General features: G+C 66.3%; 25 protein-coding genes and 1 tRNA gene. 11 read left to right on the forward strand and 15 right to left on the reverse strand.

The genetic code is table 11. The features are described from left to right. Position 1: 1 nt before the first annotated feature. The 7 genes from ACFQPB_RS06920 to ACFQPB_RS06950 form a co-directional block, all read right to left on the reverse strand. Entirely contained in the window at positions 2-214 is a 213-nt protein-coding gene (locus tag ACFQPB_RS06920) for a DUF2970 domain-containing protein (protein WP_382221121.1), read from the reverse strand. Then, on the reverse strand, positions 211-813 hold the full coding sequence (locus ACFQPB_RS06925; RefSeq protein ID WP_382203020.1) for a cytochrome c oxidase assembly protein: 603 nt from the start codon (positions 811-813) through the stop codon (positions 211-213). Before ACFQPB_RS06925 ends, ACFQPB_RS06920 begins: the two co-directional genes overlap by 4 nt. A 2-nt stretch (positions 814-815) precedes the next feature. Next, entirely contained in the window at positions 816-929 is a 114-nt protein-coding gene (locus ACFQPB_RS06930) for a cytochrome oxidase small assembly protein (RefSeq protein ID WP_382203021.1), read from the reverse strand. Between the two features lie 34 nt (positions 930-963). Further along, a complete protein-coding gene (gene ctaD / locus ACFQPB_RS06935) occupies positions 964-2,589 on the reverse strand; it encodes a cytochrome c oxidase subunit I (RefSeq protein ID WP_382221124.1) in 1,626 nt (541 codons plus the stop codon). A gap of 37 nt (positions 2,590-2,626) precedes the next feature. Next, entirely contained in the window at positions 2,627-3,823 is a 1,197-nt protein-coding gene (gene coxB / locus ACFQPB_RS06940; protein ID WP_382221127.1) for a cytochrome c oxidase subunit II, read from the reverse strand. 55 nt (positions 3,824-3,878) lie between these two features. Continuing rightward, positions 3,879-4,394: a DUF2244 domain-containing protein gene (locus ACFQPB_RS06945; protein WP_382221130.1), complete on the reverse strand. Its 516-nt coding sequence runs from the start codon at positions 4,392-4,394 to the stop codon at positions 3,879-3,881. A 175-nt stretch (positions 4,395-4,569) separates the two neighbouring features. Then, entirely contained in the window at positions 4,570-5,421 is an 852-nt protein-coding gene (locus tag ACFQPB_RS06950; protein ID WP_382221133.1) for a class I SAM-dependent methyltransferase, read from the reverse strand. Between the two features lie 147 nt (positions 5,422-5,568). Here ACFQPB_RS06950 and ACFQPB_RS06955 point away from each other — a divergent pair, with 147 nt between their 5' ends. Then, a complete protein-coding gene (locus ACFQPB_RS06955) occupies positions 5,569-6,192 on the forward strand; it encodes a ComF family protein (protein ID WP_382221136.1) in 624 nt (207 codons plus the stop codon). A 36-nt stretch (positions 6,193-6,228) separates the two neighbouring features. Beyond that, positions 6,229-6,723, forward strand: a complete 495-nt coding sequence (gene trmL / locus ACFQPB_RS06960) for a tRNA (uridine(34)/cytosine(34)/5-carboxymethylaminomethyluridine(34)-2'-O)-methyltransferase TrmL (RefSeq protein ID WP_382221139.1) — start codon at positions 6,229-6,231, stop codon at positions 6,721-6,723. Here trmL and ACFQPB_RS06965 read toward each other — a convergent pair. The 4 genes from ACFQPB_RS06965 to pcaF are packed head-to-tail and all read right to left on the reverse strand — an operon-like array spanning position 6,707 to position 9,809. After that, on the reverse strand, positions 6,707-7,162 hold the full coding sequence (locus ACFQPB_RS06965; protein ID WP_382221143.1) for a MaoC family dehydratase: 456 nt from the start codon (positions 7,160-7,162) through the stop codon (positions 6,707-6,709). The genes trmL and ACFQPB_RS06965 overlap by 17 nt on opposite strands. After that, the gene (locus ACFQPB_RS06970; RefSeq protein WP_382221146.1) at positions 7,159-7,776 is read right to left on the reverse strand and encodes a nucleotide-binding protein; all 618 of its coding nucleotides are present in this window, start codon (positions 7,774-7,776) and stop codon (positions 7,159-7,161) included. The genes ACFQPB_RS06965 and ACFQPB_RS06970 overlap by 4 nt, the downstream gene beginning before the upstream one ends. A gap of 57 nt (positions 7,777-7,833) precedes the next feature. Then, positions 7,834-8,610, reverse strand: a complete 777-nt coding sequence (locus ACFQPB_RS06975; protein WP_382203030.1) for a sulfite exporter TauE/SafE family protein — start codon at positions 8,608-8,610, stop codon at positions 7,834-7,836. Next, a complete protein-coding gene (gene pcaF, locus ACFQPB_RS06980) occupies positions 8,607-9,809 on the reverse strand; it encodes a 3-oxoadipyl-CoA thiolase (RefSeq protein WP_382221148.1) in 1,203 nt (400 codons plus the stop codon). The genes ACFQPB_RS06975 and pcaF overlap by 4 nt, the downstream gene beginning before the upstream one ends. 105 nt (positions 9,810-9,914) lie before the next feature. On the opposite strand from pcaF, the gene ACFQPB_RS06985 reads away from it, so the two are divergent. Beyond that, positions 9,915-10,349: a DUF1841 family protein gene (locus ACFQPB_RS06985; RefSeq protein ID WP_382203032.1), complete on the forward strand. Its 435-nt coding sequence runs from the start codon at positions 9,915-9,917 to the stop codon at positions 10,347-10,349. A gap of 51 nt (positions 10,350-10,400) precedes the next feature. On the opposite strand, the gene ACFQPB_RS06990 is transcribed toward ACFQPB_RS06985, so the two are convergent. Further along, positions 10,401-11,030, reverse strand: a complete 630-nt coding sequence (locus ACFQPB_RS06990) for a c-type cytochrome (protein WP_382221150.1) — start codon at positions 11,028-11,030, stop codon at positions 10,401-10,403. Between the two features lie 173 nt (positions 11,031-11,203). On the opposite strand from ACFQPB_RS06990, the gene ACFQPB_RS06995 reads away from it, so the two are divergent. Genes ACFQPB_RS06995 through ACFQPB_RS07015 form a run of 5 tightly spaced genes read left to right on the forward strand, consistent with a single transcriptional unit; the run spans position 11,204 to position 19,602 of the window. Next, positions 11,204-12,046 carry an AAA family ATPase gene (locus ACFQPB_RS06995; RefSeq protein WP_382221153.1) on the forward strand — a complete coding sequence of 281 codons (843 nt, stop codon included), beginning with the start codon at positions 11,204-11,206 and terminating at the stop codon, positions 12,044-12,046. Positions 12,047-12,050: 4 nt separating this feature from the next. After that, entirely contained in the window at positions 12,051-12,665 is a 615-nt protein-coding gene (locus tag ACFQPB_RS07000; protein ID WP_382221156.1) for a GNAT family N-acetyltransferase, read from the forward strand. 15 nt (positions 12,666-12,680) lie between these two features. Beyond that, positions 12,681-13,868, forward strand: coding sequence for a vWA domain-containing protein (locus ACFQPB_RS07005; protein ID WP_382221159.1), 1,188 nt, complete (start codon positions 12,681-12,683; stop codon positions 13,866-13,868). Continuing rightward, positions 13,760-15,679 (forward strand): autotransporter assembly complex protein TamA, encoded by a 1,920-nt coding sequence (locus tag ACFQPB_RS07010; protein WP_382221162.1) that lies wholly within the window; start codon positions 13,760-13,762, stop codon positions 15,677-15,679. Before ACFQPB_RS07005 ends, ACFQPB_RS07010 begins: the two co-directional genes overlap by 109 nt. Then, positions 15,676-19,602 (forward strand): translocation/assembly module TamB domain-containing protein, encoded by a 3,927-nt coding sequence (locus ACFQPB_RS07015; protein ID WP_382221164.1) that lies wholly within the window; start codon positions 15,676-15,678, stop codon positions 19,600-19,602. Before ACFQPB_RS07010 ends, ACFQPB_RS07015 begins: the two co-directional genes overlap by 4 nt. A gap of 5 nt (positions 19,603-19,607) precedes the next feature. Here ACFQPB_RS07015 and ACFQPB_RS07020 read toward each other — a convergent pair whose 3' ends face one another. Further along, positions 19,608-20,021 (reverse strand): hypothetical protein, encoded by a 414-nt coding sequence (locus ACFQPB_RS07020; RefSeq protein ID WP_382221167.1) that lies wholly within the window; start codon positions 20,019-20,021, stop codon positions 19,608-19,610. A gap of 10 nt (positions 20,022-20,031) precedes the next feature. Further along, positions 20,032-20,349: a hypothetical protein gene (locus ACFQPB_RS07025; RefSeq protein WP_382203040.1), complete on the reverse strand. Its 318-nt coding sequence runs from the start codon at positions 20,347-20,349 to the stop codon at positions 20,032-20,034. Between the two features lie 116 nt (positions 20,350-20,465). Between ACFQPB_RS07025 and ACFQPB_RS07030 the strand changes: the two genes are divergently transcribed. Then, positions 20,466-20,540 (forward strand) — tRNA-Arg (locus tag ACFQPB_RS07030). Positions 20,541-20,565: 25 nt separating this feature from the next. Continuing rightward, entirely contained in the window at positions 20,566-20,874 is a 309-nt protein-coding gene (locus ACFQPB_RS07035; RefSeq protein WP_382199052.1) for an ATPase with chaperone activity, read from the forward strand. Between the two features lies 1 nt (position 20,875). On the opposite strand, the gene ACFQPB_RS07040 is transcribed toward ACFQPB_RS07035, so the two are convergent. Further along, positions 20,876-22,483 (reverse strand): ABC transporter permease, encoded by a 1,608-nt coding sequence (locus ACFQPB_RS07040; RefSeq protein ID WP_382221170.1) that lies wholly within the window; start codon positions 22,481-22,483, stop codon positions 20,876-20,878. 89 nt (positions 22,484-22,572) lie between these two features. On the opposite strand from ACFQPB_RS07040, the gene ACFQPB_RS07045 reads away from it, so the two are divergent. Beyond that, the gene (locus ACFQPB_RS07045) at positions 22,573-23,691 is read left to right on the forward strand and encodes an ABC transporter ATP-binding protein (protein ID WP_382221173.1); all 1,119 of its coding nucleotides are present in this window, start codon (positions 22,573-22,575) and stop codon (positions 23,689-23,691) included. The last annotated feature ends 12 nt before the right edge of the window (positions 23,692-23,703 follow it).

A 23,703-nucleotide genomic window follows, 5' to 3' on the forward strand; every position in this document is an offset into this window, starting at 1 on the left:
TTCAGGCCACCACCCAGCGCACCAGCAACATCAAGCCGGCCACAAAGGCAAACGCCACCAGCACACCCACCAGCACGAGGTGCAGCGGGTTGAGCTTCACCAAGTCTTGCTGGTAGTCACTTTTGCGGCGCACACCCAGAAAACCCCACAGCACCGCACGAAGCGTGTACAGCAGGCCAGGCTGGCGGGACGTTGGCGACTCGGGCCCGCTCATGACCGCCCTTCAGGCAGGGCAGGCTGCGTGGGTGTGGCTGCCACGGGCGCCGCCGGCACTTTGCCGCCCACCTCAAAGAAGGTGTACGACAGCGTGATGGTGGTCACGTCCTTGGGCAGACGCGGGTCGATGACAAAGGCCACCGGCCAGGCTTTTTTCTCGCCCGGCGCGAGGGTGTACTGCGTGAAGCAGAAGCACTCCAACTTGTTGAAATGCTGCGCGGCCTGACGCGGTGCGTAGCTGGGAATGGCCTGTGCCGCCATGGTGCGGTTCTGGATGTTCTGGAACTCGTACATCACGGTCGAAAGTTGACCAGGGTGCACTTCCATCGAACGTCGCTCAGGCTTGAAATCCCACGGGCCACGGGTGTTGACGTCGAACTCCACCGTGATGAGGCGCGAGGTATCCACCTGTGTGTTGGCAGGCAGCTTGAGCTTCGCACCGGGCACCTCGCGCTCGGACAGCGCCAGGATGTTGATGCCCGTGACTTCGCAAATGGCTTTGTACAAAGGCACCAGTGCATAGCCAAAAGCAAACATGCCCAGGGCAATGACCCCGAGCTTGCCCACCATGCGGAGGTTTTCGCGTTGGAGTCGCATCTTCAGCCGCCCAACAGCACGCGCTTGCCCACAAACCCCACAAAAAACACCACCGCCACCGAGGCCAGGATCAGGCCCAGACGGAGGTTGCTCTTTTTCTGTTCAGGTGTGGACATGGCGCAGGCGTGTGTTCAGGACAAAGGGAGGAAATCAGCCGATCACCTTGGTGGCGGTCGCGTCCAGCTTCGGCGGGTTTTCAAAGGTGTGGAAGGGGGCCGGCGAGGGCACTTCCCACTCCAGACCTTCTGCGGCTTCCCAGGGTTTCTGCGAAGCTTTTTCGCCTTGGCCGCGCATCATGGGCACGACCACGAACAGGAAGAAGTAGACCTGCATCAGACCGAAGCCGAAGGCACCGACGGAGGCAATGGCGTTGAAGTCGGCAAACTGCATGGGGTAGTCGGCGTAGCGACGCGGCATGCCAGCCAGACCCAGGAAGTGCATGGGGAAGAAGGTGATGTTGAAGGTGATCAGCGAGCCCCAGAAGTGGAACTTGCCACGGAACTCCGAATACATCACGCCCGTCCACTTGGGGCCCCAGTAGTACACGCCGGCAAACAACGCGAACAGCGAGCCTGCCACCAGCACGTAGTGGAAGTGGGCCACCACGTAGTAGGTGTCCTGCATCTGAATGTCGATGGGCGCCATCGACAGGATCAGGCCGGTGAAGCCACCCACGGTGAACACGAAGATGAAACCCACGGCCCACAGCATGGGGGTCTCAAAGGTCATCGAACCCTTCCACATGGTGGCGATCCAGTTGAAGATCTTCACGCCCGTGGGCACCGCAATCAGCATGGTGCTGTACATGAAGAACAGCTGGCCGGTGACGGGCATGCCGGTGGTGAACATGTGGTGTGCCCACACGACAAACGACAGGATGGCGATGGAGCCGGTGGCGTACACCATGGAGGCGTAACCGAACAGCTTCTTGCGGCTGAAGGCCGGCACGATCTGGCTGATGATGCCGAAGGCCGGCAAGATCATGATGTACACCTCGGGGTGGCCGAAAAACCAGAAGATGTGCTGGTACATCACCGGGTCGCCGCCGCCGGCGGGGTTGAAGAAGCTGGTGCCGAAGTGGCGATCGGTCAGCGTCATGGTGATGGCGCCGGCCAGCACGGGCATCACAGCGATCAGCAGGTAGGCGGTGATCAGCCAGGTCCAGCAGAACATCGGCATCTTCATCAGCGTCATGCCCGGGGCGCGCATGTTGAGGATGGTGACGATGATGTTGATCGAGCCCATGATGGAGGAAGCGCCCAGGATGTGCATCGCGAAGATGCCCGCGTCCATGGACGGGCCCATCTGCAGGGTCAGCGGCGCGTACAGCGTCCAGCCGGCGGCGGGTGCGCCGCCAGGCATGAAGAACGAGGCCACCAGCATCAGACCCGCAGGAATCATCAGCCAGAAGCTGAAGTTGTTCATGCGGGCAAAGGCCATGTCGGAGGCGCCGATCTGCAGCGGGATCATCCAGTTCGCGAAGCCCACGAAGGCCGGCATGATGGCGCCGAACACCATGATCAGGCCGTGCATGGTGGTGAGCTGGTTGAACAGCTGCGGGTTCACCAGTTGCAGGCCGGGCTGGAACAGCTCGGCACGGATCAGCAGCGCGAGCACGCCGCCGATCATCAGCATCGCAAAGGCGAACAGCAGGTAGAGCGTGCCGATGTCTTTGTGGTTGGTGGCGAACACCCAGCGACGCCAGCCCTTGGGGGCATGGTGGTCATCGTGGTGGTCGTGACCGTGCGCGTCGTGGTGGTCAAGTACTGCACTCATTGTGGTTTCCTTCCGATCTCAGATTCTTGGCGCCGGCTCACTTGCGAGCAGCTTGCACTTCAGCAGGCTGGATCAGCTGCTCGGTCTTGTTGGACCAGTTGTTCTTGGCAAACGTCATCACGGCCGCCAGCTCGGTGTCGTTGAGCTGCTTCCAGGCCGGCATGGCGCCGTTGTTCTGACCGTTGAGCAACACCGAGATCAGCTTGCTCTTGTCGGCATCCAACACAACGGCCGCGCCGTCGATGGGCTTGATGGAGCCGGCACCCTTGCCATTCGCTTGGTGGCAAGCAACGCAGTTGGCGGCGTAGACGGACTCGCCACGCTTGACCAGATCGGCCAAGGTCCAGACCTTGCTCGGATCGTCAACCGCAGCGGCCATTTCCTTCTTTTTGCCTTCCACCCAGGCGGTGTACTCTTCAGCCGTCACCACCTTCACGTGGATGGGCATGTAGGCATGCTCCTTGCCGCAGAGTTCGGCGCACTGACCATAAAAATCGCCGGTCTTTTCGGCGCGGAACCAGGTGTCGCGCACGAAGCCGGGGATGGCATCTTGTTTCACGCCGAAGGCCGGCACCATCCAGGCGTGGATCACGTCGTTGGCGGTGGTGATGATGCGGATTTTTTTGCCCACAGGCACCACCATGGGGTGATCGACCTTGAGCAGGTAGTCGTCGGGCTTCGCGCCGGTCGGGTTGTTCGACAGCTCGCGGTGTGTGGCGTCCAAGGTCGACACGAGAGCGATGCCTTCGCCCTCGCCCTTGATGTAGTCGTAGCCCCACTTCCACTGCATGCCCGTGGCCTTGATGGTCACGTCGCTGTTGGTGGTGTCTTTCTGGGCGACCAGCACCTTGGTGGCGGGCAGTGCCATGCCGATCACGATCAGCAGCGGCACGATGGTCCAGCCGAGTTCGACCCAGATCGGCTCGGGCAACTCCTGCGCCTTGTGGCCCACCGATTTGCGGTGCTTGACGATGGAATAGAACATCACACCAAACACGATCACGAAGATGACCGCGCAGATGATCATCATGAACCAGTGCAGCCAGTGCTGTTCTTCGGCGATCTTGGTGACCGGCGGATGAAAGTTGAGCTGGTTGACGGCCGGGCCGCCAGGCAGGTCGTTCACCGCATAGGCGGCGGTACTGACCCAGGCGCCGGCACTGGCCACCAGGGAGCCGGCGGCGGCTTTCAGGGCAAGCGCGCCCTGGCGCACCGGTTCTGCTGCTTGTTTCATCGTGCTCACTTTCGATCTCGCCTCAAATATAACCATTGATTTATATCAACGTCGATTACACCAAATTTTTGCTACCCTGCCCACCGCATTGCACAGCAAGCAAGGCATGCCTGATCTCTTTTGCAAGCGCCGACCTGAGGTCGGCCCTGAGAAATCGCCCCACCGTCACACAGCGATCTCCGGCACACACCTCAATCAACGAACCCTGCCCCGCCTGCGATGACACACGCACCCGGTCGCGGGCAAACTCGGTGCGCTCCAGGCGGCCAGCCATTTCCCGCTCCACCACCATGCAATCACGCCCCAGCCGAATGCACTCACCATCGAGGGCGTGCCGCGCATAGAGCAGAAAAGCAAACGCCACCGCCACCAGTTCCAACGCAGCGAAAGGCAACACCAGCGTGGCGCCCATCAGCCAGAAGAACAGCCCCACCGCCAGCGACAACACACACAGCAGCAGGAAAAACCAGCCCACCTGCCGTGGCGTCAACGCACAGTTGCGCTTGAGTCGCCACTGCATTTCTCCGTCGCACACAGCAGCCAAGCGAAACGGCTCGTGAAGGTCGGCCACGTCTTGCACACCAAAAAGGCTGCGGGCGCCGAGTTGAACCACCGCCACAAGCAGCCAGCCGGGGAAAATGCCCCAACGATTCTTGATTTACGTCAATTGTAGCGGCGCCAGAGACTGGTTTTCCCTGGCAGCGCCCTCAAATGACGGCACGCTGACGGCACTGGACGGGCCAGGTTCACCCGCCAGCGCGCGGCGCACGCAACATCGCCCGCATGTCGTCGAGCGAAATGGCGCTCGCCTCCCCCGGTTTGACCCGTGGGCGGGGCTTGAAGGCATGTCCATAGACCACCTCAAAGGTGAGTTGCAAACGACCGTCTTCGCTGCGCGGCAGCTCCTGGGCCAAGGCCTCGCGGTAACGCTGTCCCCAGGCCCGCGAACGCAGCGACCCAAAGCGCTGCGGGTGCTGGTTGCGCCCCAGTCCGCGCAGCTCGTCAATCAAGGCGGCGCCATCGCTGTAGGTCAGCACGATGCGCTCCATGTCCATCACCGGCTCGGCAAAACCGGCCCCCACCAGGCGATCGCCCCAGTCGTGCATGTCCACAAAAGGCAGCGATGGTTCGGGCCAGCCCCTGCGCTGGTGCACGGCGCGCAGCTCACGCAGGCTGTCCGGGCCCAGGCAGGTAAACATCAGAAAGCCATCGATGTTGAGGCGGGCAAACCAGTCGGCCAGGCGCGCGGCCGGCTCGGACTCGGCGTGCAGGCTCATGTTGGCCCAGACCATGTCCACCGTGTCCCCTGGTTGCGCCTGTTGCAGTTTGGGGCCACGCCGGAATGGGTTCCAGCCCCTGGCCGGCGCCCAGCGGGCCAGGGCCTCGGCGGCGCCCGGGCCATCGAGGCAGGCGCGGGCTTCGGGGTAGGTTTTGAGCAGTGCCGCATGGCTTTGTTCGCCCCCCACCAACGGCGCCCAATTGAGCCAACTGTGGGGCTGCAGTTTGATCCATGGCAGGCGTTCGGCCATGCGGCGCCCCACCTCCTCGTGCAGCCAGGGGCTGTCGGGCAGGCGGGAACGGGGGGGAGCAGACGTCATGGACAAGCGACCAACAAGCAGTGGGTAGACAAAGCGCCGGGCAGTATAGTCATCCGAAGCGCCCGCCCAGCGGCGCAGGGAGACACCACGGTGTGGACGGGTTTGCCATCACGTTGCCAAGTGTGTGGCCGCTGGCCGGCACGACCTGTGTGCGCTGCCTGCGCGGCACGCTTTGCCGGCGCAGTGGCCCGCTGCCCCACCTGCGCCCTGCGCACGCCGGCAGGCGCGTCGGCTTGTGCCCGCTGCCTGCGTCATCCGTTGCCACTGCGGCACTGTTGGGCCGTGGTGGACTACGCCTACCCTTGGCACACGGTGGTGACGCGCTTCAAGTTCCAGCAACAGCCCGCGTGGGCGCGCGCCATGGCTGCGCTGGCCTTGCAGCACACCGCCATTGCACAGGCCTTGTTGGCCGCCGACCACGTGCTGCCAGTGCCCCTGCACCCCGCCCGGCTGGCCGAACGGGGCTACAACCAGGCCTGGGAACTGGTCAAGGCCTTGCGGCCAACCCGTCCGCTGCCCGACAGTCTGCTGCGGCTGGGCAACACCTCAGACCAGATTGGCCAAGACCGGGCCTCACGCCAGCGGCAGATGCGCAACGCGTTTGCCGTCACCCCCGCCCACCTGCCCCTGCTGGCCGGCCGGCACCTGCTGGTGGTGGACGACGTGATGACCACCGGCGCCACGCTGGCCGCCGCAGCCGACGCCTTGCTGCGCGCGGGCGCCGCCAGCGTGAGTGGCCTGTGTTTTGCGCGCACGCCGGCCGACGGCTGACAACGCACACAAGGCGCTGGGTATGATGCGCGCGCCATGTTCCACATCGTCCTCGTGCACCCGGAAATCCCGCCCAACACCGGCAACGTCATCCGCCTGTGCGCCAACACCGGCAACACGTTGCACCTGGTGGAGCCACTGGGTTTTTCCATGGACGACAAGTTGCTCAAGCGCGCCGGGCTGGACTACCACGAGTACGCCGAACTGCGCCGCCACGCCAGTTGGCAGGCACTGTTGGCCTCCGAGCGGCCGCCGCTGGATCGCATGTTCGCCTTCACCACGCGGGGTTCACACAACGCGTTTGATGCGCGTTTTTTGCCCGGCGACTGGCTGGTGTTCGGTGCCGAAACACAAGGCCTGCCCGAAGCGGTGCGCGAGATGTTCCCGCCCGCCCAGCGCCTGCGTTTGCCCATGCGGGCCGGTCAGCGCAGCCTCAACCTTTCCAACGCGGTGGCTGTGGCAGCGTTCGAGGCCTGGCGCCAGAACGGGTTCAGCCACAGCGTCACCGCCGGCATCAGCGGTAGTACCTGACCAACATCTCGGCCACACAGGCCGGCTTGTCGGCGCCTTCGCGTTCCACCGTCACAGCCCACGTTGCCTGGAAACCGTTGTCTGCAATGGCTTCCACCTTATGCAACGTCAAGCGCCCACGCACCCGGCTGCCCGCCGGCACGGGCGCGGTGAAGCGCACCTTGTTGAGTCCGTAGTTCACCCCCATGCGCAGGTCTCCGATGGCCATGCTGCTGTCGAAGAACTGCGGCACCAGCGACAGCGTGAGGAAACCGTGGGCAATGGTGCCGCCAAACGGGCCACTGCGGGCACGTTCCTCATCGAGGTGAATCCACTGGTGGTCGCCGGTGGCATCGGCAAACTGCTGGATGCGGGCCTGCGACACCTGCACCCAATCGCTGACAGCCACCTCGCTGCCCACCAGGGCCAGCAAATGTTCCAACCGCTCGAACGACCTCATTGGTCCAGCCATTGGCAAATCCCTTCCCACTGCGCCAGGTCTTTTTCCACCCGGCCAGGCGCCACGTCAAACACGGTCAGGCCACGCGCGGCCAGGTGCACGTAGTTTTGCGTGTCGCGCAGGTGGCCCAACACCGGCAGCCCCAGGCTCTCTACAAACTCTGTCAATTTGTCGAAGGCGATCGTGCGCCCATCCACACGCATGCCCACCACCCCGATGTCCGGCTTGCCGTGTTTGCGCTGCTCCAGCAGTTCGTCCACGAAGGCGCGGGTGGCGTACATGTCGAAGATGCTGGCCTGCAGCGGCACGATCAGCTTGTCGGCCAGTTTCACCACATCCTTGAAACGCCAACCGTGCAGGCCACCGGGCGTGTCCAGCACCACATGGGTGGTGCCCTTGGGCGGTTTGACGATCAGGTCTGGGCCCGCTTCCCAGGTGCTGATGGGCCGCGCCGCCTCGGGCCGCAAGCCCAACCACAGGCGGGACGATTGCTGGCGGTCCACGTCACCCAGCATCACCGCATGGCCCTGGCGGGCCCAGTACCCCGCGATGTGGGTGGACAAAGTGGATTTGCCCACGCCCCCTTTGGGATTGGCGACAACAACAACTGGCATGCACACCTCCTGGGTTCGGCAACAGCCAGGAATCTTATCCGCCCAGACCAGGCGCGGTCAGCCTGCGTGGGCCACAGCGTCCCACACCAGTTTGACGCCCGTCAAAAACATGCCCGCGTACACCAGCCGGTAAAACAAACCCGGTTGAATGCGCCGCGCGACTTTCACGCCCGCCCACACACCCAAGGGCGCAAACGGCAGGAGTGCCAGTGAAGTGGCCATGTTGCGCATGTCCAGCAAGCCCAACATGCCATACGGCACCCACTTGCTGAGGTTGATGACGAAGAAGAACACCGCCATCGTGGCGGTGAACTTCACCGGCGAGAACCTCATCGGAATCATGTAGGCGTTGATGGGTGGCCCGCCCGCATGTGCGATGAAACTGGTGAACCCCGACGTGGCGGTGAGGATGGCGCCCACCCAGCGCGGTGGCGGCGCGCTGCCGGGCTTGGGTGGAAACAGCAGGCGCTGCGCCAGAAACAGCAGGGTGAACACGCCCACCAGACCGGCCACCACGTGGGCGGGCAAGGCCCGGAACAACAATGCCCCAATGACGATGCCCACCAACCCACACGGGATCAGGAACTTCAGCATCGGGACGTCGAAGTCCTTTCTGAACGCGGCCAGGCCCAGCAGGTCCATCACCAGCAACACGGGCATGAGGATGGCGGCGGCCTGAGGCACCGTCACGGCCAGGGCCATCATGGGCACAGCCAGCGAGCCGAAGCCGGCGCCGAAGCCGCTTTTGCTCAGCCCCAGCAGCAGCACCGCCGGGATGGACACCGCGTAAAACCAGGGGTCGGTGATCAGCGGCAGGTCAAGCAACAGGCTCAAACCTTCTCCACGATCAGGGCAATGCCCTGCCCCACGCCGATGCACATGGTGCACAGCGCGTAGCGCCCGCCCAGGCGGTGCAACTGGCTGACCGCCGTGGTCACCAAGCGCGCACCACTGGCGCCCAGCGGGTGGCCCAGCGCAATCGCCCCGCCCCACTGGTTCACACGCGGGTCATCGTCTTGCAAGCCGAGCTGGCGCAGCACGGCCAGCCCTTGCGCTGCAAAGGCCTCGTTCAGTTCGATCACGTCCATCTGCGCCAAAGTCAGCCCGGTTTGTGCCAGCAGCTTCTGCGTGGCCGGCGCCGGGCCGATGCCCATCACACGCGGCGGCACACCGGCCGTGGCCATGCCCACCACGCGAGCGCGCGGCGTCAGGCCGTTCTTGGCGGCGATGTGTTCGTTGGCCAGGATCAGTGCACACGCGCCGTCGTTCACGCCGCTGGCGTTGCCGGCGGTCACCGTGCCATCGGGCCGGACCACACCTTTGAGCTTGGCCAGCGTCTCCAGGCTGGTGGCACGCGGGTGCTCGTCGGTGTCCACCACGATGGGGTCGCCCTTCTTCTGCGCGATGCTCACCGGGGTGATTTCCGCGGCCAGGTGGCCGGCCTGTTGGGCGGCCACGGCCTTGAGCTGGCTGGCCAGGGCCATGCGGTCTTGTGCTTCGCGCTCGATCTTGTAATCGGTGGCCACGTTCTCTGCCGTCTCGGGCATGGAATCGACACCGTACTTTTCTTTCATCAGCTTGTTGACGAAGCGCCAGCCGATAGTGGTGTCGTATACCGCGTTGTTGCGGCTGAAGGCGCTCTCGGCCTTGGGCATCACGAAGGGGGCGCGGCTCATGCTTTCCACGCCACCGGCGATCATCAGTCCGGCTTCACCCGACTTGATGGCGCGCGCAGCCGTGCCCACGGCGTCCATGCCAGAGCCACAGAGGCGGTTGAGGGTGGCGCCGGGCACGTCCAGCGGCAGGCCCGCCAGCAGCGAGGCCATGTGGGCCACGTTGCGGTTGTCTTCGCCGGCCTGGTTGGCGCAGCCCAAGATCACATCGACCACGCTGGCCCAATCGACGTTGGGGTTGCGCGCCATCAGCGCCTTGAGCGGGATGGCGGCCAGGTCGTCGGTGCGCACGCTGCAGAGGGCACCGCCGTAGCGGCCGATGGGGGTGCGGATGGCGTCGCAGATGAAAGCTTGGGTCACGGGGTCTCCTCCAGAGGGTAAATAAGGGGTCAACGGGGGGTGCACCGATTCTCGCTTATGCTCCGCAGCCTCTGCGCCAGCCCGCGCGCGCCACACCCAGCCGCCATGTTTTCCCCGTCCCAAGCCGATGTCCGCCGTTTTTTTTGCTCGGTCTACAGCAAATGGCACCAAGCTGAACCGATGGAGGCGATCGAGTCGCTGGCACAACTGTGGATGGCCGAGCATCCGGAGTTCCACCCCGCGCTGTCCGATGTGGATGCGGCCCTGCGTGACATGGAGCAGCCAGACCCTGCCGGCAGCAACCCCTTCCTGCACCTGTCCATGCACCTGACGATCAGCGAGCAGTGCAGCATCGACCAGCCCGCCGGCATACGGCAAGCGGTGGAGCTGCTGGTGGCACGCCGCGACTCCTTGCACGACGCGCACCACGAAGTGATGGAATGCCTGGGCGAGATGTTGTGGGAAAGCCAGCGCAGCGGCCGCCCACCCGATGGGCACGCCTACCTGGAACGCGTGCGGGCGCGCGCCACGCGGGACTGAAAAAACAAAGGCCGCTCAAGGAGCGGCCTTTGAGGACATCCCGCTGCGGAATCAGCGGAACCGCGATTCGGGTTGGGTCTGCATCTCGCCCTGCAGGCTGCCCAGGTAGTTGGCAATCTGCTTGAGTTCAGACGGCTTGAACTGCTTGGAAATGCCGGCCATCACGCCGTTGGAGCGGCCCACCACGTTGTTGCCCTCCACGGTGTACGACTTGAGCGCGACATACAAGTAGTCCGAGTGCTGACCCGCCAGTTTGGGGTAGCTCGGGTCGATGGGCTTGCTGAAGTTGGCGCCGTGGCAAGACACACAAGCACCTTTGGTGAGCAACTCGGCCACGGCCGTGCTGGCGGCACGCGAAGGCGTTTCGCCGATGGGCGCCTTGCCCTGGCTGGCGTAGAAAGCGCCCAGATCGGCCATGTCCTGCTCGCTCAGCGAGGCGGCAATGCCGCGCATGGTGGGGTGCTTGCGGTCGCCCTTCTTGTAGGCGGTCAGCGCGCTGACGATGTACTTGTCCGACTGGCCCTGGATCATGGGCACCTTGTGGATTTCGGGGAAGCTGTTCTGGTAGCCCGGAATACCGTGGCAACCAATGCACATGGCGGCCTTGGACTCACCCGCCTTGACATCCCCCGCGGGCGCCTGGGCTTGCGCCGCAAACGTCGCCAGGGTCATGGTCACCATAGCGACAACCGGCTTCAGCAGAGAGGACATCTGTTTGTTCATTTTGCAAGCACAATGGGTGGGTCGTTTGACGAAAATCAACGGCGGATTATATAGACTCGGTTACAGCTCATTTTCATGACCTGTCCGCGATTTGCCGGCCCATGCACGGATTCCCAGCCCCACAGTCCACCATGAAATTCAAAGGTTCCGACAACTACGTCGCCACACAAGACCTGATGTTGGCCGTCAACGCCGCCATCACCCTCAAACGCCCGCTGCTGGTCAAGGGCGAACCCGGCACCGGCAAAACCATGCTGGCCGAAGAGGTGGCGCAGGCGCTGGGCATGCCCTTGCTGCAGTGGCACATCAAGAGCACCACCAAAGCCCAGCAAGGCCTGTACGAGTACGACGCGGTGAGCCGCCTGCGCGACAGCCAGCTGGGTGACGAGCGCGTCAAAGACATCCACAACTACATCGTCAAGGGCGTGTTGTGGCAGGCCTTCACAGCCGAAGAGCCGGTGGCGCTGCTGATCGACGAAATCGACAAGGCCGACATCGAGTTCCCCAACGACCTGCTGCGCGAACTCGACCGCATGGAGTTTTACTGCTACGAGACGCGTGAGCTGGTGAAAGCCAAAAACCGCCCGCTGGTGTTCATCACGTCGAACAACGAGAAGGAGCTGCCTGACGCCTTCCTGCGCCGCTGCTTCTTCCACTACATCAAGTTCCCCGACGCCACCACGATGAAACAAATCGTGGACGTGCACTACCCCAACTTGAAAAACGAGCTGCTGACCGCAGCCATGAAAACCTTTTTCGACATCCGCAACCTGCCGGGCCTGAAGAAAAAGCCCAGCACCTCCGAGCTGCTGGACTGGCTCAAGCTGCTGATGGCCGAGGACATCCCGCTGGAAGCGCTGCAAAGCCAAGACGACAAGGTCAGCGTGCCGCCCCTGGTGGGCGCGCTGCTCAAGAACGAGCAGGACGTCACCCTGTTCGAGAAGCTGGTGTTCATGAACCAAAGGAACCGGTAAAACCATGTGGCCCTCACCCATCACCTTCGTCGGCCTCAACGCCAAACTCGAACCGCTCGGCCAACATCACCACGACGACCTCGTGGAAGCCGTGTGCGATGGGGATTTGTGGGACCACTGGTACACCGCCATTCCCACGCCCGAGGGCATGGCCACCGAGATTGACCGCCGCCTGGGCCTGCAGGCCAAGGGCAGCATGCTGCCGTTTGCGGTCATCGCGCTCGAAGGTGATCTGGCAGGCAAGGCCGTGGGCATGACCACCTACATGAACATCGACGCGGCCAACCGGCGGGTGGAAATCGGCTCCACCTGGTACCGCCGTGCGGTGCAGCGCAGCGCCGTCAACACCGAATGCAAACGCCTGTTGCTCACCCATGCGTTCGAGCAGCTCGATTGCATCGCCGTCGAGTTCCGCACCCACTTCTTCAACCACCAGAGCCGCCGTGGCATCGAACGCCTGGGCGCCAAGCTCGACGGTGTGCTGCGCAACCACCAGATCAACCCGCACCCGGCGGCCGGTGGCAGCCTGCGCGACACCTGCGTCTACAGCATCATCGCCAGCGAGTGGCCGACGGTGAAGGCGCACCTGAACCACCAGATGATCAAGCCCAGGGGCTGAACCCCAGGAGGCGCCATGCTGATCGACTTCTTCTACACCCTGCGCGCGGCCAAGCTGCCCGTGTCGGTCAAGGAATACCTCACGCTGCTGGAAGCGCTGCAGGCCGATGTGGTCGGGCCCACCAACCCCGACGCCTGCACGATGGACGACTTCTACTACCTGAGCCGCACCGCGCTGGTGAAGGACGAGAAGCACTTCGACAAGTTCGACCGTGCCTTTGCCGCCTACTTCAAAGGCGTGGAGATGCTGGCCGACTTCACCAAGCCCGTGCCCGCCGACTGGTTGCGCAAGGAGATGGAGCGCCTGCTCAGCGACGAACAAAAGGCCAACGCGCCCAAGATGGACTGGGACGAGCTCATGGAGACGCTCAAGAAGCGGCTTGAAGAGCAGAAAGAACGCCACGAAGGCGGCAGCAAGTGGATAGGCACGGGCGGCACCAGCCCCTTCGGCAACGGCGGCCACAACCCACAGGGCATACGCATTGGCGGCAAAGGCGGCGGCAAAAGCGCTGTCAAGGTGTGGGACCAGCGCGCCTACAGAGACTACGACGACAGCCAGGAGCTGGGCACGCGCAACATCAAGATGGCGCTGCGCCGCCTGCGCAAGTTCGCCCGCGAGGGCCATGAGGACGAGCTGGACCTGGACGCCACCATCGAGCGCACCGCCGCCAACGCCGGCTACCTCGACATCAAGATGCGGCCCGAGCGGCACAACAACGTCAAGGTGCTGCTGCTGATGGACGTGGGTGGCACCATGGACGAACACATCGCCCGCGTCGAGGAACTCTTTTCGGCCACCAAGAACGAATTCAAGCACCTCGAGTACTACTACTTCCACAACTGTGTCTACGACTTCATGTGGAAGAACAACCGCAGGCGCTACGCCGAAAAATTTCCCACCTGGGACATCATTCGCAAGTACAACAAGGACTACAAACTGATCTTCGTCGGCGATGCGACGATGAGCCCCTATGAAATCCTGCAGCCTGGTGGCAGTGTCGAATACAACAACGAAGAGGCGGGCGCCGAATGGCTGCAACGCCTGACCCACACCTTCCCCAAGTTCGCCTGGATCAACCCGGAGCCCCAGGGCGTGTGGCAGTACCGGCAGAGCATCTCCATCGTGCAGCAACTGATGGGACAGCGCATGTACCCACTCACGCTCAAAGGCCTGGAAGACGCCATGCGCCAGCTCTCCAAGTAGCGCTCCAGCGCACGGCAGCCAGCGCCCTGCTCGCGCTGGCGCTGCTCGGCGCTCCGCCCGCGCGCGCCCAAGCCCAAGCCCCCGACAGCGGGCCGCGCTTCGACATCGAACTCCAGGCCCCCGAACCGCTGCGCGCCTTCCTGCTGCGCCACGCCGAGCTGCAGCGCTTTCGCGACCTGCCCGACCTCGACGCCTCCGAACTCGACCGCCTGGTCGCCCAGACCCCGGCCGACCTGCGCAACCTGCTGGGCACACAGGGCCACTTTTCGCCGGTGATCCGTGTGCGCGTGGCGCGCGAGGGCGCGCGCCCCCAGGTGCAGATCGACGTCGAACCCGGCCCGCCCACCCAAGTGGCCTCGGTGGACATCCGCTTTGCCTCCACCACCCCGGGCGACACACAGGCCGAAACGCGCCAAGCAGCCACACGCGACCAGTGGTCGCTCACACCCGGCCAGCCCTTCACCCAGGCCGCGTGGGACAACGCCAAGACCGGTCTGCTGCGTGGCCTCACCGCCCAACGCTACCCCCTGGCCCGGCTGCTCGACAGCCGTGCCGACATCGACGCCACCCAACAACAGGCCCACCTCACCCTGCAGGTGGACACCGGCACGCCCGTGCGCCTGGGCGAGCTGCGGGTAGAAGGTGCCGAACGCTACCCGCCAGCGCAGGCCGCCGACCTGGCACGTCTGGCCGGCCTGGTGCCCGGCGCCGACTACAACCTGGCCACCCTGCAGGCCGCACAACAGCGCCTGGCCGAAAGCGGCTACTACAGCGCGGCCTTCGTGTTTGTGGACACCGCCGGTGACCCCGACGCCGCCCCGGTGGTGCTGCAACTGCGCGAGGCGCAGTTGCAAAAGCTGGTGCTGGGCGTGGGCGCCAGCACCAACAGCGGCCCACGCCTGAGCCTGGAGCACACCCACCACCGCGTGCCCGGCCTGCGCTGGCGCTCCACCGTCAAGCTGCGCGCCGAACGCGATACCCCGCTGGCCGAAGGCGAACTGCGCTCGCCCCGCGACGCCAGCGGCTGGTACTGGAACGTGGGCGCGCTAGCCCAACGCGAACGCGACGCAGACCTCAGCATCACCAGCCAGCGCCTGCGCGCCGGCCGCACGACCGACACCGCCACCCGCGACCGCAGCTTCTACCTGCAGTACGACCGTGCACGCAGCGACAGCGAGGCCCTGCGCGCCGCCGGTCCGCTGGTGGCCGAATCGTCCGTCAGCGCCAACTTTGCCTTCGCCCGCCGCCAGTACGACGCCCTGCCCGTGGCGCGCCAAGGCCAGGGCTACAGCGCCGAACTGGGCGTGGGCATGACGCTGGGCGACAGCCGCCGCCCCTATCTGCGCACGCGCGCCCGCTGGCACGGCCTGTTCCCGCTCACCGAACGGGCCTCGGGCCAGCGTCTGGCGGTGCGGCTTGAAGGAGGCGCGGTGCTGGCTGCCGACGACGCGCGCATTCCCGCCACCCAGCGTTTTCTGGCCGGTGGTGATGTGAGCGTTCGCGGCTACGACGTGCGGGGCATCGGTGTGCCACAAGCGGACGGCAGCGTGCTGCCTGGGCGTTACCTGGGCGTGGCCAGCCTCGAATGGCAGCGTCCCCTGGGCAGCCCGGGCCAACCGAGCGACTGGGAACACACCGTGTTCATCGACGCCGGTGCCGTGGCCAACCGCCCGGCCGACCTCAAACCCCGCTACGGCGTGGGCACCGGCGTGCGCTACAACAGCCCGGTCGGCCCCCTGCAACTGGACCTGGCCTACGGCCTGGACACCCAACGCTGGCGCATCCACCTGAGTGTGGGGGCCACGTTTTGAGCCGCCTGCGCACCACCTGGCGCATGCTGCTCAGCGGCACCGGCTGGCTGCTGCACTGGTGGCCCGGTGCCCTGCTGGCCCTGTTGCTCGCGCTGCTCGGCGTGCTGGTCGCCTGGGGGCACAGCGCAGGCTCTTTCCAGCAAGCGTTGCGCTGGACCCAGGCCTGGGCCGCGCAACACCCCGAGCACGTGGGCTCGCTGCAGATGCGCCTGGACCCGGCCGCCCCGCCCACGGCACTGATCGAAGGGGGGCGCATCGCCCACCTGGCCTGGTCGCAAGGCGGGCTCAATGTAGAGATCGACGACTTCACGCTGACCTGGGCGCCGCGCTGGTGGCTGGCGCTGGTGCACGGCGATGGCATCCACGTGCACACCTTGCGCGCCGCCCGGGTGTCCGTGCGCGACCAGCGCCCCGCCACCCCCACCGAGCCGCTGCAGGCACTCACGCTGCCGGTGCCCGTTTCGCTGCCCTTCGAGGTGGGCCAGTTGACTTACCACGGTGCTTCACCCGTCACCCTGGGCCCGCTGCGAGGCCATTACCGCTACGACAACGCCCAGCGCCATCACCTGCGGCTCGATGAACTGACGTTGGCCCAAGGCCGCTACCAAGGCGAGCTGACGCTGGACGGCACCGCCCCCATGGCCTTGCAGGCCGCGCTGCAGGGCGAAGTGACGGTGCCCGAATGGCGTGGCCCGGCGATGCAAGCCAGCGCCACGGTGCGAGGCAGCCTGGCCGGTGCAAACGCACAACTGCAATTGAGCGCCGAACTCCGCCCCACGCAAGCGCTGTCGGCAGGTGCACGCACGCCACAGGCCACGGTGGCGGCCGAGTTGCGCCCCTGGGCATCCCAGCCCCTGCACCGCGCCGACGTGCAGCTGGCCCACATCGACCTCGCTGCCGTGTGGCCCGCTGCACCTCGCACCGGGCTGTCGGGCAGCATACGCGCCGAGCCCAAGGGTGCACAGTGGCAGGCCGACATCGAACTGACCAACAGCCAGGCCGGGCCTTGGGACCGGCAGCGCCTACCGGTGGAGCGCTTGCGCGCCCGTGTGCAACAAAGCGGCGAGCGGCAATGGGCGATTGAGCAACTGACGGCCACGGCGGCTCGGGGCCAACTTTCCGGCCAGGCGGCATTGTCCTGGGGGGATCGGCCGGGCAGCTTCAACGCCACTGGCCGGTTGGACTGGGCCGGGCTGCAACCCGCAGCCTTGTGGAGCACGCTGCCCGACGCAACCCTCCATGTTGAGGCCGAAGCCAGCGGCACCCCCCGCGAAGGCCATCGGCTCTCGCTCCGCGCCCGCCCGGCCAACAAGCAGGCCCCCAACCACCCACTGACCCTGCGCCTGGCCGAACTGCAAGGCCAGTGGCATGGCGATGTGTGGACGCTGGAACGCCTGCACCTTGAGTTGCCGCAAGCGCAACTGTCGGCCGAAGCCCGCTGGGACAACCGCAGCCAAACCTTTCAAGGTGACGGCCGCCTGAACGCGCCGGGCGCCAGCGCCTCTTGGCAGGCCAACCTGGCCCCCGAGACCGGCGACGCCCACGTCAACCTGCAGGTGCCGCAGGCCGAGCGGCTGTTCCCTTGGATACAGCGTGTGGCAGCCGCCGTGCGCCCGGCCGACACCATGCCCAGCGGCTGGTCTGCGCGCGATGCCGGCGGTCTTGAACTCAGCTGGCAGGGTGGCTGGCAGCGAGCGCAGAGCTGGTGGGCGGCCCTGTCCCACAGCGCCGACACACGCACCCTGCTCAACCAGCCCGCCCAGCCCCTGACGGTGCGACTGCAACTGCCCACTTTGGCGTTCGCGCAGGCCACCGGCCCGCGCAGCGCGCTCAGCGGCTGGCAGATGGACCTGTCGGGCCGCAGCGGGCGCTGGCAGCTCCAGCACAGCGGGGCGCTGAGCCACCAAGGCCATGAGCTGCGTCTGAACCAGGCCTGGACGGTGTGGCCGCAGGCCGATGGCCCGAGGCTGGTGGCCGACCCATGGCGCGCCGACGCCCGCGTGGCGCGGGTGCCCGCCGCGCTGGCCCGCTGGCAACTCACGGCCAACACCCCGCTGGTGCTGCGCTGGCTGCGCGACGGTGTTGCACTGGATGCGGGTGGGCTGAACATCACGGCACCCGACCTCGACCCCACACCACGGCCCTTGCGCTGGGACACCAGCCAGTGGCTCGCCACCGGCGCCAACGCGGGCCTGAGCACCAGCGGCAGCCTGCGCGGCCTGCCCCTGAGCTGGCTGGACCACCTGGCCCGCAGCGACGAACGCCCCGAGGGCCTGCTGGCCCAGGCCAACCTGCAAGGCGACATGCTGTTCGACGCGCGCTGGCAACTGCGCCTGCCTGCCCACGGCACCGATGGCGCACAAGGCGAGCTGGCCCTTGAACGCCGCAGTGGCGACCTGGCGCTCAAGGCCGATCCCAACACCCCTGGCAACAGCCCGCTGACCGCAGGTGTGGCCCAGGCCCTGCTCGGCCTGCAGCTCAACGGCGCCGAACTCAGCGCCCGCCTCGTTTGGGACAGCCAGCGCGCAGGCCAGGTGAACACACAGGTTCGTACCCGCTGGAACGGTGGCCTGACCCAGCCCCACTGGCCGGCCGTTGCGCCGCTGGCAGGGCACGTGAAAGCCAGCCTGCCCCAGGTGGGTCTGTGGTCGGTGCTGGCACCCCCTGGCTGGCGCTTGAGTGGCAGCCTGCAGGCCAACGCTGAACTCGCCGGCACGCGCGCCACGCCGCAATGGAGCGGCCAACTGCGCGGCGACGGCCTGGCCCTGCGCTCGCTGGTGGACGGCATCGCGTTCGCGAACGGCGAACTGCGCGCCAGCCTGCGCGGCGAAGAACTGTTGATCGACAGCCTCACGCTCGAAGGCCCAAGCGGCGCGGCCACCGGCGGGCAACTGCGTGCCAGTGGCAGCGCCAGCTGGGCGGCCACCGTCCCACCCAACGGCCAACGCCAACCCGTGTTGCAACTGCAGGCCCAGGCCGAGCGGCTGCGCGTGTCGGTGCGCGCCGACCGACGCCTTACCGTGAGCGGCCAGGTACAAGCCCGCCTGCAAGGCAAACACCTGCAACTGCGCGGCAACCTGGGCGTGGACCAGGCCGCCTTTGTGCTGCCCGACGAACAGACGCCTCGACTGGGGGACGACGTGGTGGTGCGTGGCCGCAGCACCCCCAACGGCCAGGCCAGCAGCGGCGAACGTGTGCTGCCCGATGTGCTGCTCACACTGCAACTGGGCGACAACTTCCAGGTGCGCGGCCACGGCCTGGACACCCGGCTCGCCGGCGATCTGGAACTGCGCAGCACGGCGGCCCAACCCACGCCGCGCCTGCTGGGCGAGGTGCGCGCCGTGCGCGGCACCTACCGCGCCTACGGCCAGCGGCTGGACATCGAACAAGGCGTGGTGCGTTTTGCCGGCCCGTACGACAACCCCGCACTGGACGTGTTGGCCATACGCCCCTTCACCAGCCAACGCGTGGGCGTACAAATCCGAGGCACCGCACAAGCGCCGCAGGTGCGCCTGTACTCAGACCCCGACCTGCCCGACAGCGAAAAGCTGGCCTGGCTGGTGCTGGGCCGCAGCGCCAGCGGCGGTGGCGCCGAAGCCGCGGTACTGCAACAGGCCGCCATCGCCCTGCTCAGCGGCGGCAGCGGTGCCAGCCCCCTGGACGGTCTGTTTGGCCTGGACGAGATTTCCGTGCGCGGCGCCGGTGAAACCACCACCAACGCCAGCGGTGAAACCGTCAGCGGCGCCACCATCACCCTGGGCAAACGCCTGTCCAACCGGCTCTACGTGGCCTACGAACGCAGCCTGGCCGGCACGCTGGGCACGCTCTCGCTGTTCTACGACGTGTCAAGGCGCCTCACCCTGCGCGCGCGCACCGGCGAAGACAACGCCGTGGACCTGATTTTCACGCTGCCTTACGACTGACCACCTCAGGCGCTGACGTTCAACGTCGGGCTGGGCGTGGCCGCACCACTCACTTGCAGGTAGCGGTTGATGGAGGACAGGCTGTCAGCCACCGTTGACGGCCCGAGCACACCGGTGCGCACTGGCGCTGGGGCGGGCGCACTCAACCCGCTGGGCACGGCCGCAGCCACCGGTTGCCCCACCTGCGAGATCGCAGGCGCCGCGTCACCCGAACGACGCGCGCTGGCGGCCTCGTTCTGCGCCTGCCCTGAGGCTTCCCGCAAGCGATCGGCCCGCTGGTTCAGCCGATCGGCCTGGCCGCGTGCCTGCTGGCTCTCGGCCGCCAAACGCTGCGCGCGCCCCTCGGCCTGCGCTGCGGCGCGTTCCGCCTGCACCCGCTGCACCGGCACATAGGCGCCCACGCTGGAGATGGCGGCCAAGGCGCGCTCCTCAGCTGGACGGCCCTTGGGGACCGCTGGCGTTTTGAGCGGCAGCGGCCTGGGCGTATTGGTTTTGGGCCGCCCGCGTGTCGGACTGAGCACGCGACGACGCGTCATTGGCCTGCGGGGTGGGCGGCGTTTGCGCCGCACGTTCGGCCGTTTCAGCGCGCTCACGCGCTTCGGGGCTGATGTTGACCACGGTCGAGGGCCGCTGCGTGGGCGCCGGCGCAGCCTGCGCCGTCTGGGCGGCAGGCGGCCGCTCCTGAGGCGTCGCCGTGCTCGACGCCACCCGACCGTAACTGCCGGCCACTGTGTTGATGGGGGTCATGTGTGCTCCCACGACACGCCGGAACAGCCGGCGCACTGAAGATAATTGACAATTTTAGGCCGCCCTCTGCCCAGGGACAAGGCCTGCGGCCAGGGCCGTTAGAATCCACGCGCCCCGCCGCCATAGTTCAATGGATAGAACGAGCGCCTCCTAAGCGCTAGATGCAGGTTCGATTCCTGCTGGGGGCGCCACATTCTCCCCAACCCGCGCCCACCGATGTCCGAGGACAGCCAACTCCTGATCCCGCCGTCCTTCATTGCGCTGTACGTGCCACCGGGCCGCATCAAGCCGACGCTGGCGCGCGACGAGATCGCGCAGCGCTACGAGCTGTGCGAGGACATGGCGCAGATGTTGACCGAAACGGCGTCCACCATGCTGGTGACGCTGGGCATCACCGAACAGGATGTGCTGGCGCGCTGCCGCCTGGGGCTGCGGGCCGAGCCGGCGGTGGTGTCGGCCGACGAGGCGGGCTGGGTGGTCTCACGGTTGGCCGAGCTGATGAACTGGCCTGCCCCACTGAGGTGATTCAACGCGAGCGCAGGGTGCGGCTGAGCAGGATGACCGGCAACAGGCCCACCAACACCAGGGTGAGTGCGGGCAGCGAGGCCTCGCCGAGACGCTCGTCGCGCGCCAGCTGATAAGCCACCACGGCGAGGGTGTCGCTGTTGAAGGGGCGCAACACCAGGGTGGCGGGCAGTTCTTTCATCACGTCCACAAACACCAACAAGGCGGCGGCCGCCACCGAACGGCGCAGCAACGGCCAGTGCACGCGCAACATCAGCGCCAGGCCGGTGGTGCCGAGCATGCGGGCAGAATCGTCCAGGCTGGCGGGAATGCGGGCGTAGCCGCTTTGTACCGATTGAAGGGCCACCGCACAAAACCGCACCAGGTAGGCCCAGACGATGCCCAAGGCGGTGGCCGTGACCCAGGCGCCCACGCCGCTGTGGGGCGCCACCTGCTGCAGCCAACCCACGGGCAACAGCAGCCCCACCACCACCACGGCCCCGGGCACGGCGTAGCCCAGGCTGGTGAGTTGCACCACACCACGGGTAAAGGTGTCGGGCCACACGCGCACGGCAAAAGCGAGCACCAGCGCCAGGCCCACCGCCAACGTGGCACTGAGGCCAGCGAGGCGCACGCTGTTGAAAGCCCAACCCACAAAGGCGGCCCAGGGCAGCTCGTCCCAGCCGCCCAGCAGCGGGCGCAGCATGAACAGCACTGGCAGCACAAAACCGGCCAGCACCGGCAGGCCACACACCGCCCAAGCCAAGGCCACGCGCGCGCCACGCAGTTGCACAGGTTGCGCTTCGTCGCCGCCAGCACGGCCGCCGCGTTGCACCGCAAACCGCAAGCGCCGCTGGGCGCGGTGCTCCAGCCACATCAGCAAGGCCACGAGCAGCAACAGCAGTGTGGCCAGCTGGGCAGCGGCCAAGGGCATGTCCATGGACAACCAGGCCTTGTAGATACCAGCGGTGAAGGTCTGGATGCCGAAGTAGCTAACCACGCCGTAGTCGGCCAGGGTTTCCATGAGCGCCAGCGCCACACCGGCTGCCACCGCCGGACGGGCCAGGGGCAGCGCCACCTCGCGCACCCGGCGCGACAACGGCGCACCGAGCAAACGCGCGGCCTCCATCAGCTGCGCTGCGCGCTCCGACAAAGCCGTGCGCGCCAGCAGGTACACGTACGGATAGAGCGCGAAGGTGAACACCCAAACCGCCCCGCCCAGGCTGCGCACCTCGGGGAACACACGCCCGTGCAAGCCGAAGCTCTCGCGCAGCGCGGTTTGCAGTGGACCTGAGAATTGCAGATAGTCGGTGTAGGCGTATGCCACCACATAGGCCGGCATGGCCAGGGGCAGCAGCAGCGCCCATTCCACGACGCGCCGGCCCGGAAAGTCGAACAGCGTCACCGCGCTGGCGGTGGCCATGCCCACCACCGCCACCCCCACGGCCACGGCCACGCACAGGCCAATGGTGGTGGCGGTGTAGCCCGGCAACACGGTTTGCGCCATTTGCAGCAGCACATCCTGCGCGGCGGCATCAAAGCGCATCCATGAAGCCACCAGCGCCAGCACCGGCAAGGTCAGGAACAGGGTGAGCAGCAACAGCAATGCCGAGGTGAGCCAGCGGGTCATATGGGGTGTGCAAGGTGCGGGCGTGGCTCCCCAGGACAGGATGATCCACATCAACGCAAATGAGAATTGTAGTTATCTACAATGCGCCTATGTTTCTATCGGTGTCCCAACTGCAGATTCGTTACCCCGGCGCTGCCCAGGCGGCGGTGGACGGCGTGACCCTGGGCCTGAGTGCCGGTGACATTGGGGTGCTGATTGGGCCCTCGGGCTGTGGCAAGACCACCTTGCTGCGTGCGGTGGCCGGGCTGGAGCGTGCCACCAGTGGACACATCCGACTGGGTGGCGAGGTGGTTAGTGCAGCGGGTGAACATGTGCCTGCTGAAAAGCGCCGCATTGGCATGGTGTTCCAGGACTACGCCCTGTTCCCGCACCTCAATGTGGGCCGCAACGTGGCCTTTGGCCTGCAACACCTGAATCCGGCAGAACGCCGCGGCCGCGTCGCCGAGGTGCTGACGCTGGTGGGCTTGGACGGCCTGCAGGAACGTTATCCACACGAACTGTCGGGCGGCCAGCAGCAGCGTGTGGCGCTGGCACGCGCGCTGGCCCCGCAGCCGCGCCTGCTGTTGCTGGACGAGCCTTTTTCCAACCTCGACGTCGACCTGCGCGAGCGCCTGGCCCACGAAGTGCGTGGCATCCTCAAGGCGGCCGGCGCCACGGCCTTGTTCGTCACCCACGACCAGCTGGAGGCCTTTGCCATTGGCGACGTGATCGGTGTCATGCACCAGGGCCACCTGCACCAGTGGGACGACGCCTACGCGCTGTACCACCGCCCCGCCACGCGTTTTGTGGCCGAGTTCATCGGCCACGGCGTGTTTGCACCGGCCCGCATCAGCCAGCTGGGCGACGACGTGGTGGTGGACACACCCATGGGCCCGCTGCTGGATGTGGACGAATGCCCGCTGCCCAGCGCCTACGAAGCCGGGCTGTGTGATGTGCTGCTGCGCGCCGACGACATCGTGCACGACGACGACGCGCCGGTGAAGGCGCAAATCGTGCGCAAGGCCTTTCGCGGCTCGGAGTTTTTGTACACCCTGCGCCTGTCCAGCGGCGAGACGGTGATGACCCACGTGCCCTCGCACCACAACCACGCGGTGGGCGAATGGATTGGCATACGCGCCGAGGTGGACCATGTGGTGACCTTTGCGCGTGGCGCGGGGCCCAGCTCGCCGCCCGCGCCTGCGGCCACGGTGGCCGCCGAGTCTGCCTGAACCGCTTTTCCG

The sequence above is a fragment of the Hydrogenophaga atypica genome (assembly GCF_042665215.1).
Taxonomy (GTDB): domain Bacteria; phylum Pseudomonadota; class Gammaproteobacteria; order Burkholderiales; family Burkholderiaceae_C; genus Hydrogenophaga; species Hydrogenophaga defluvii_A.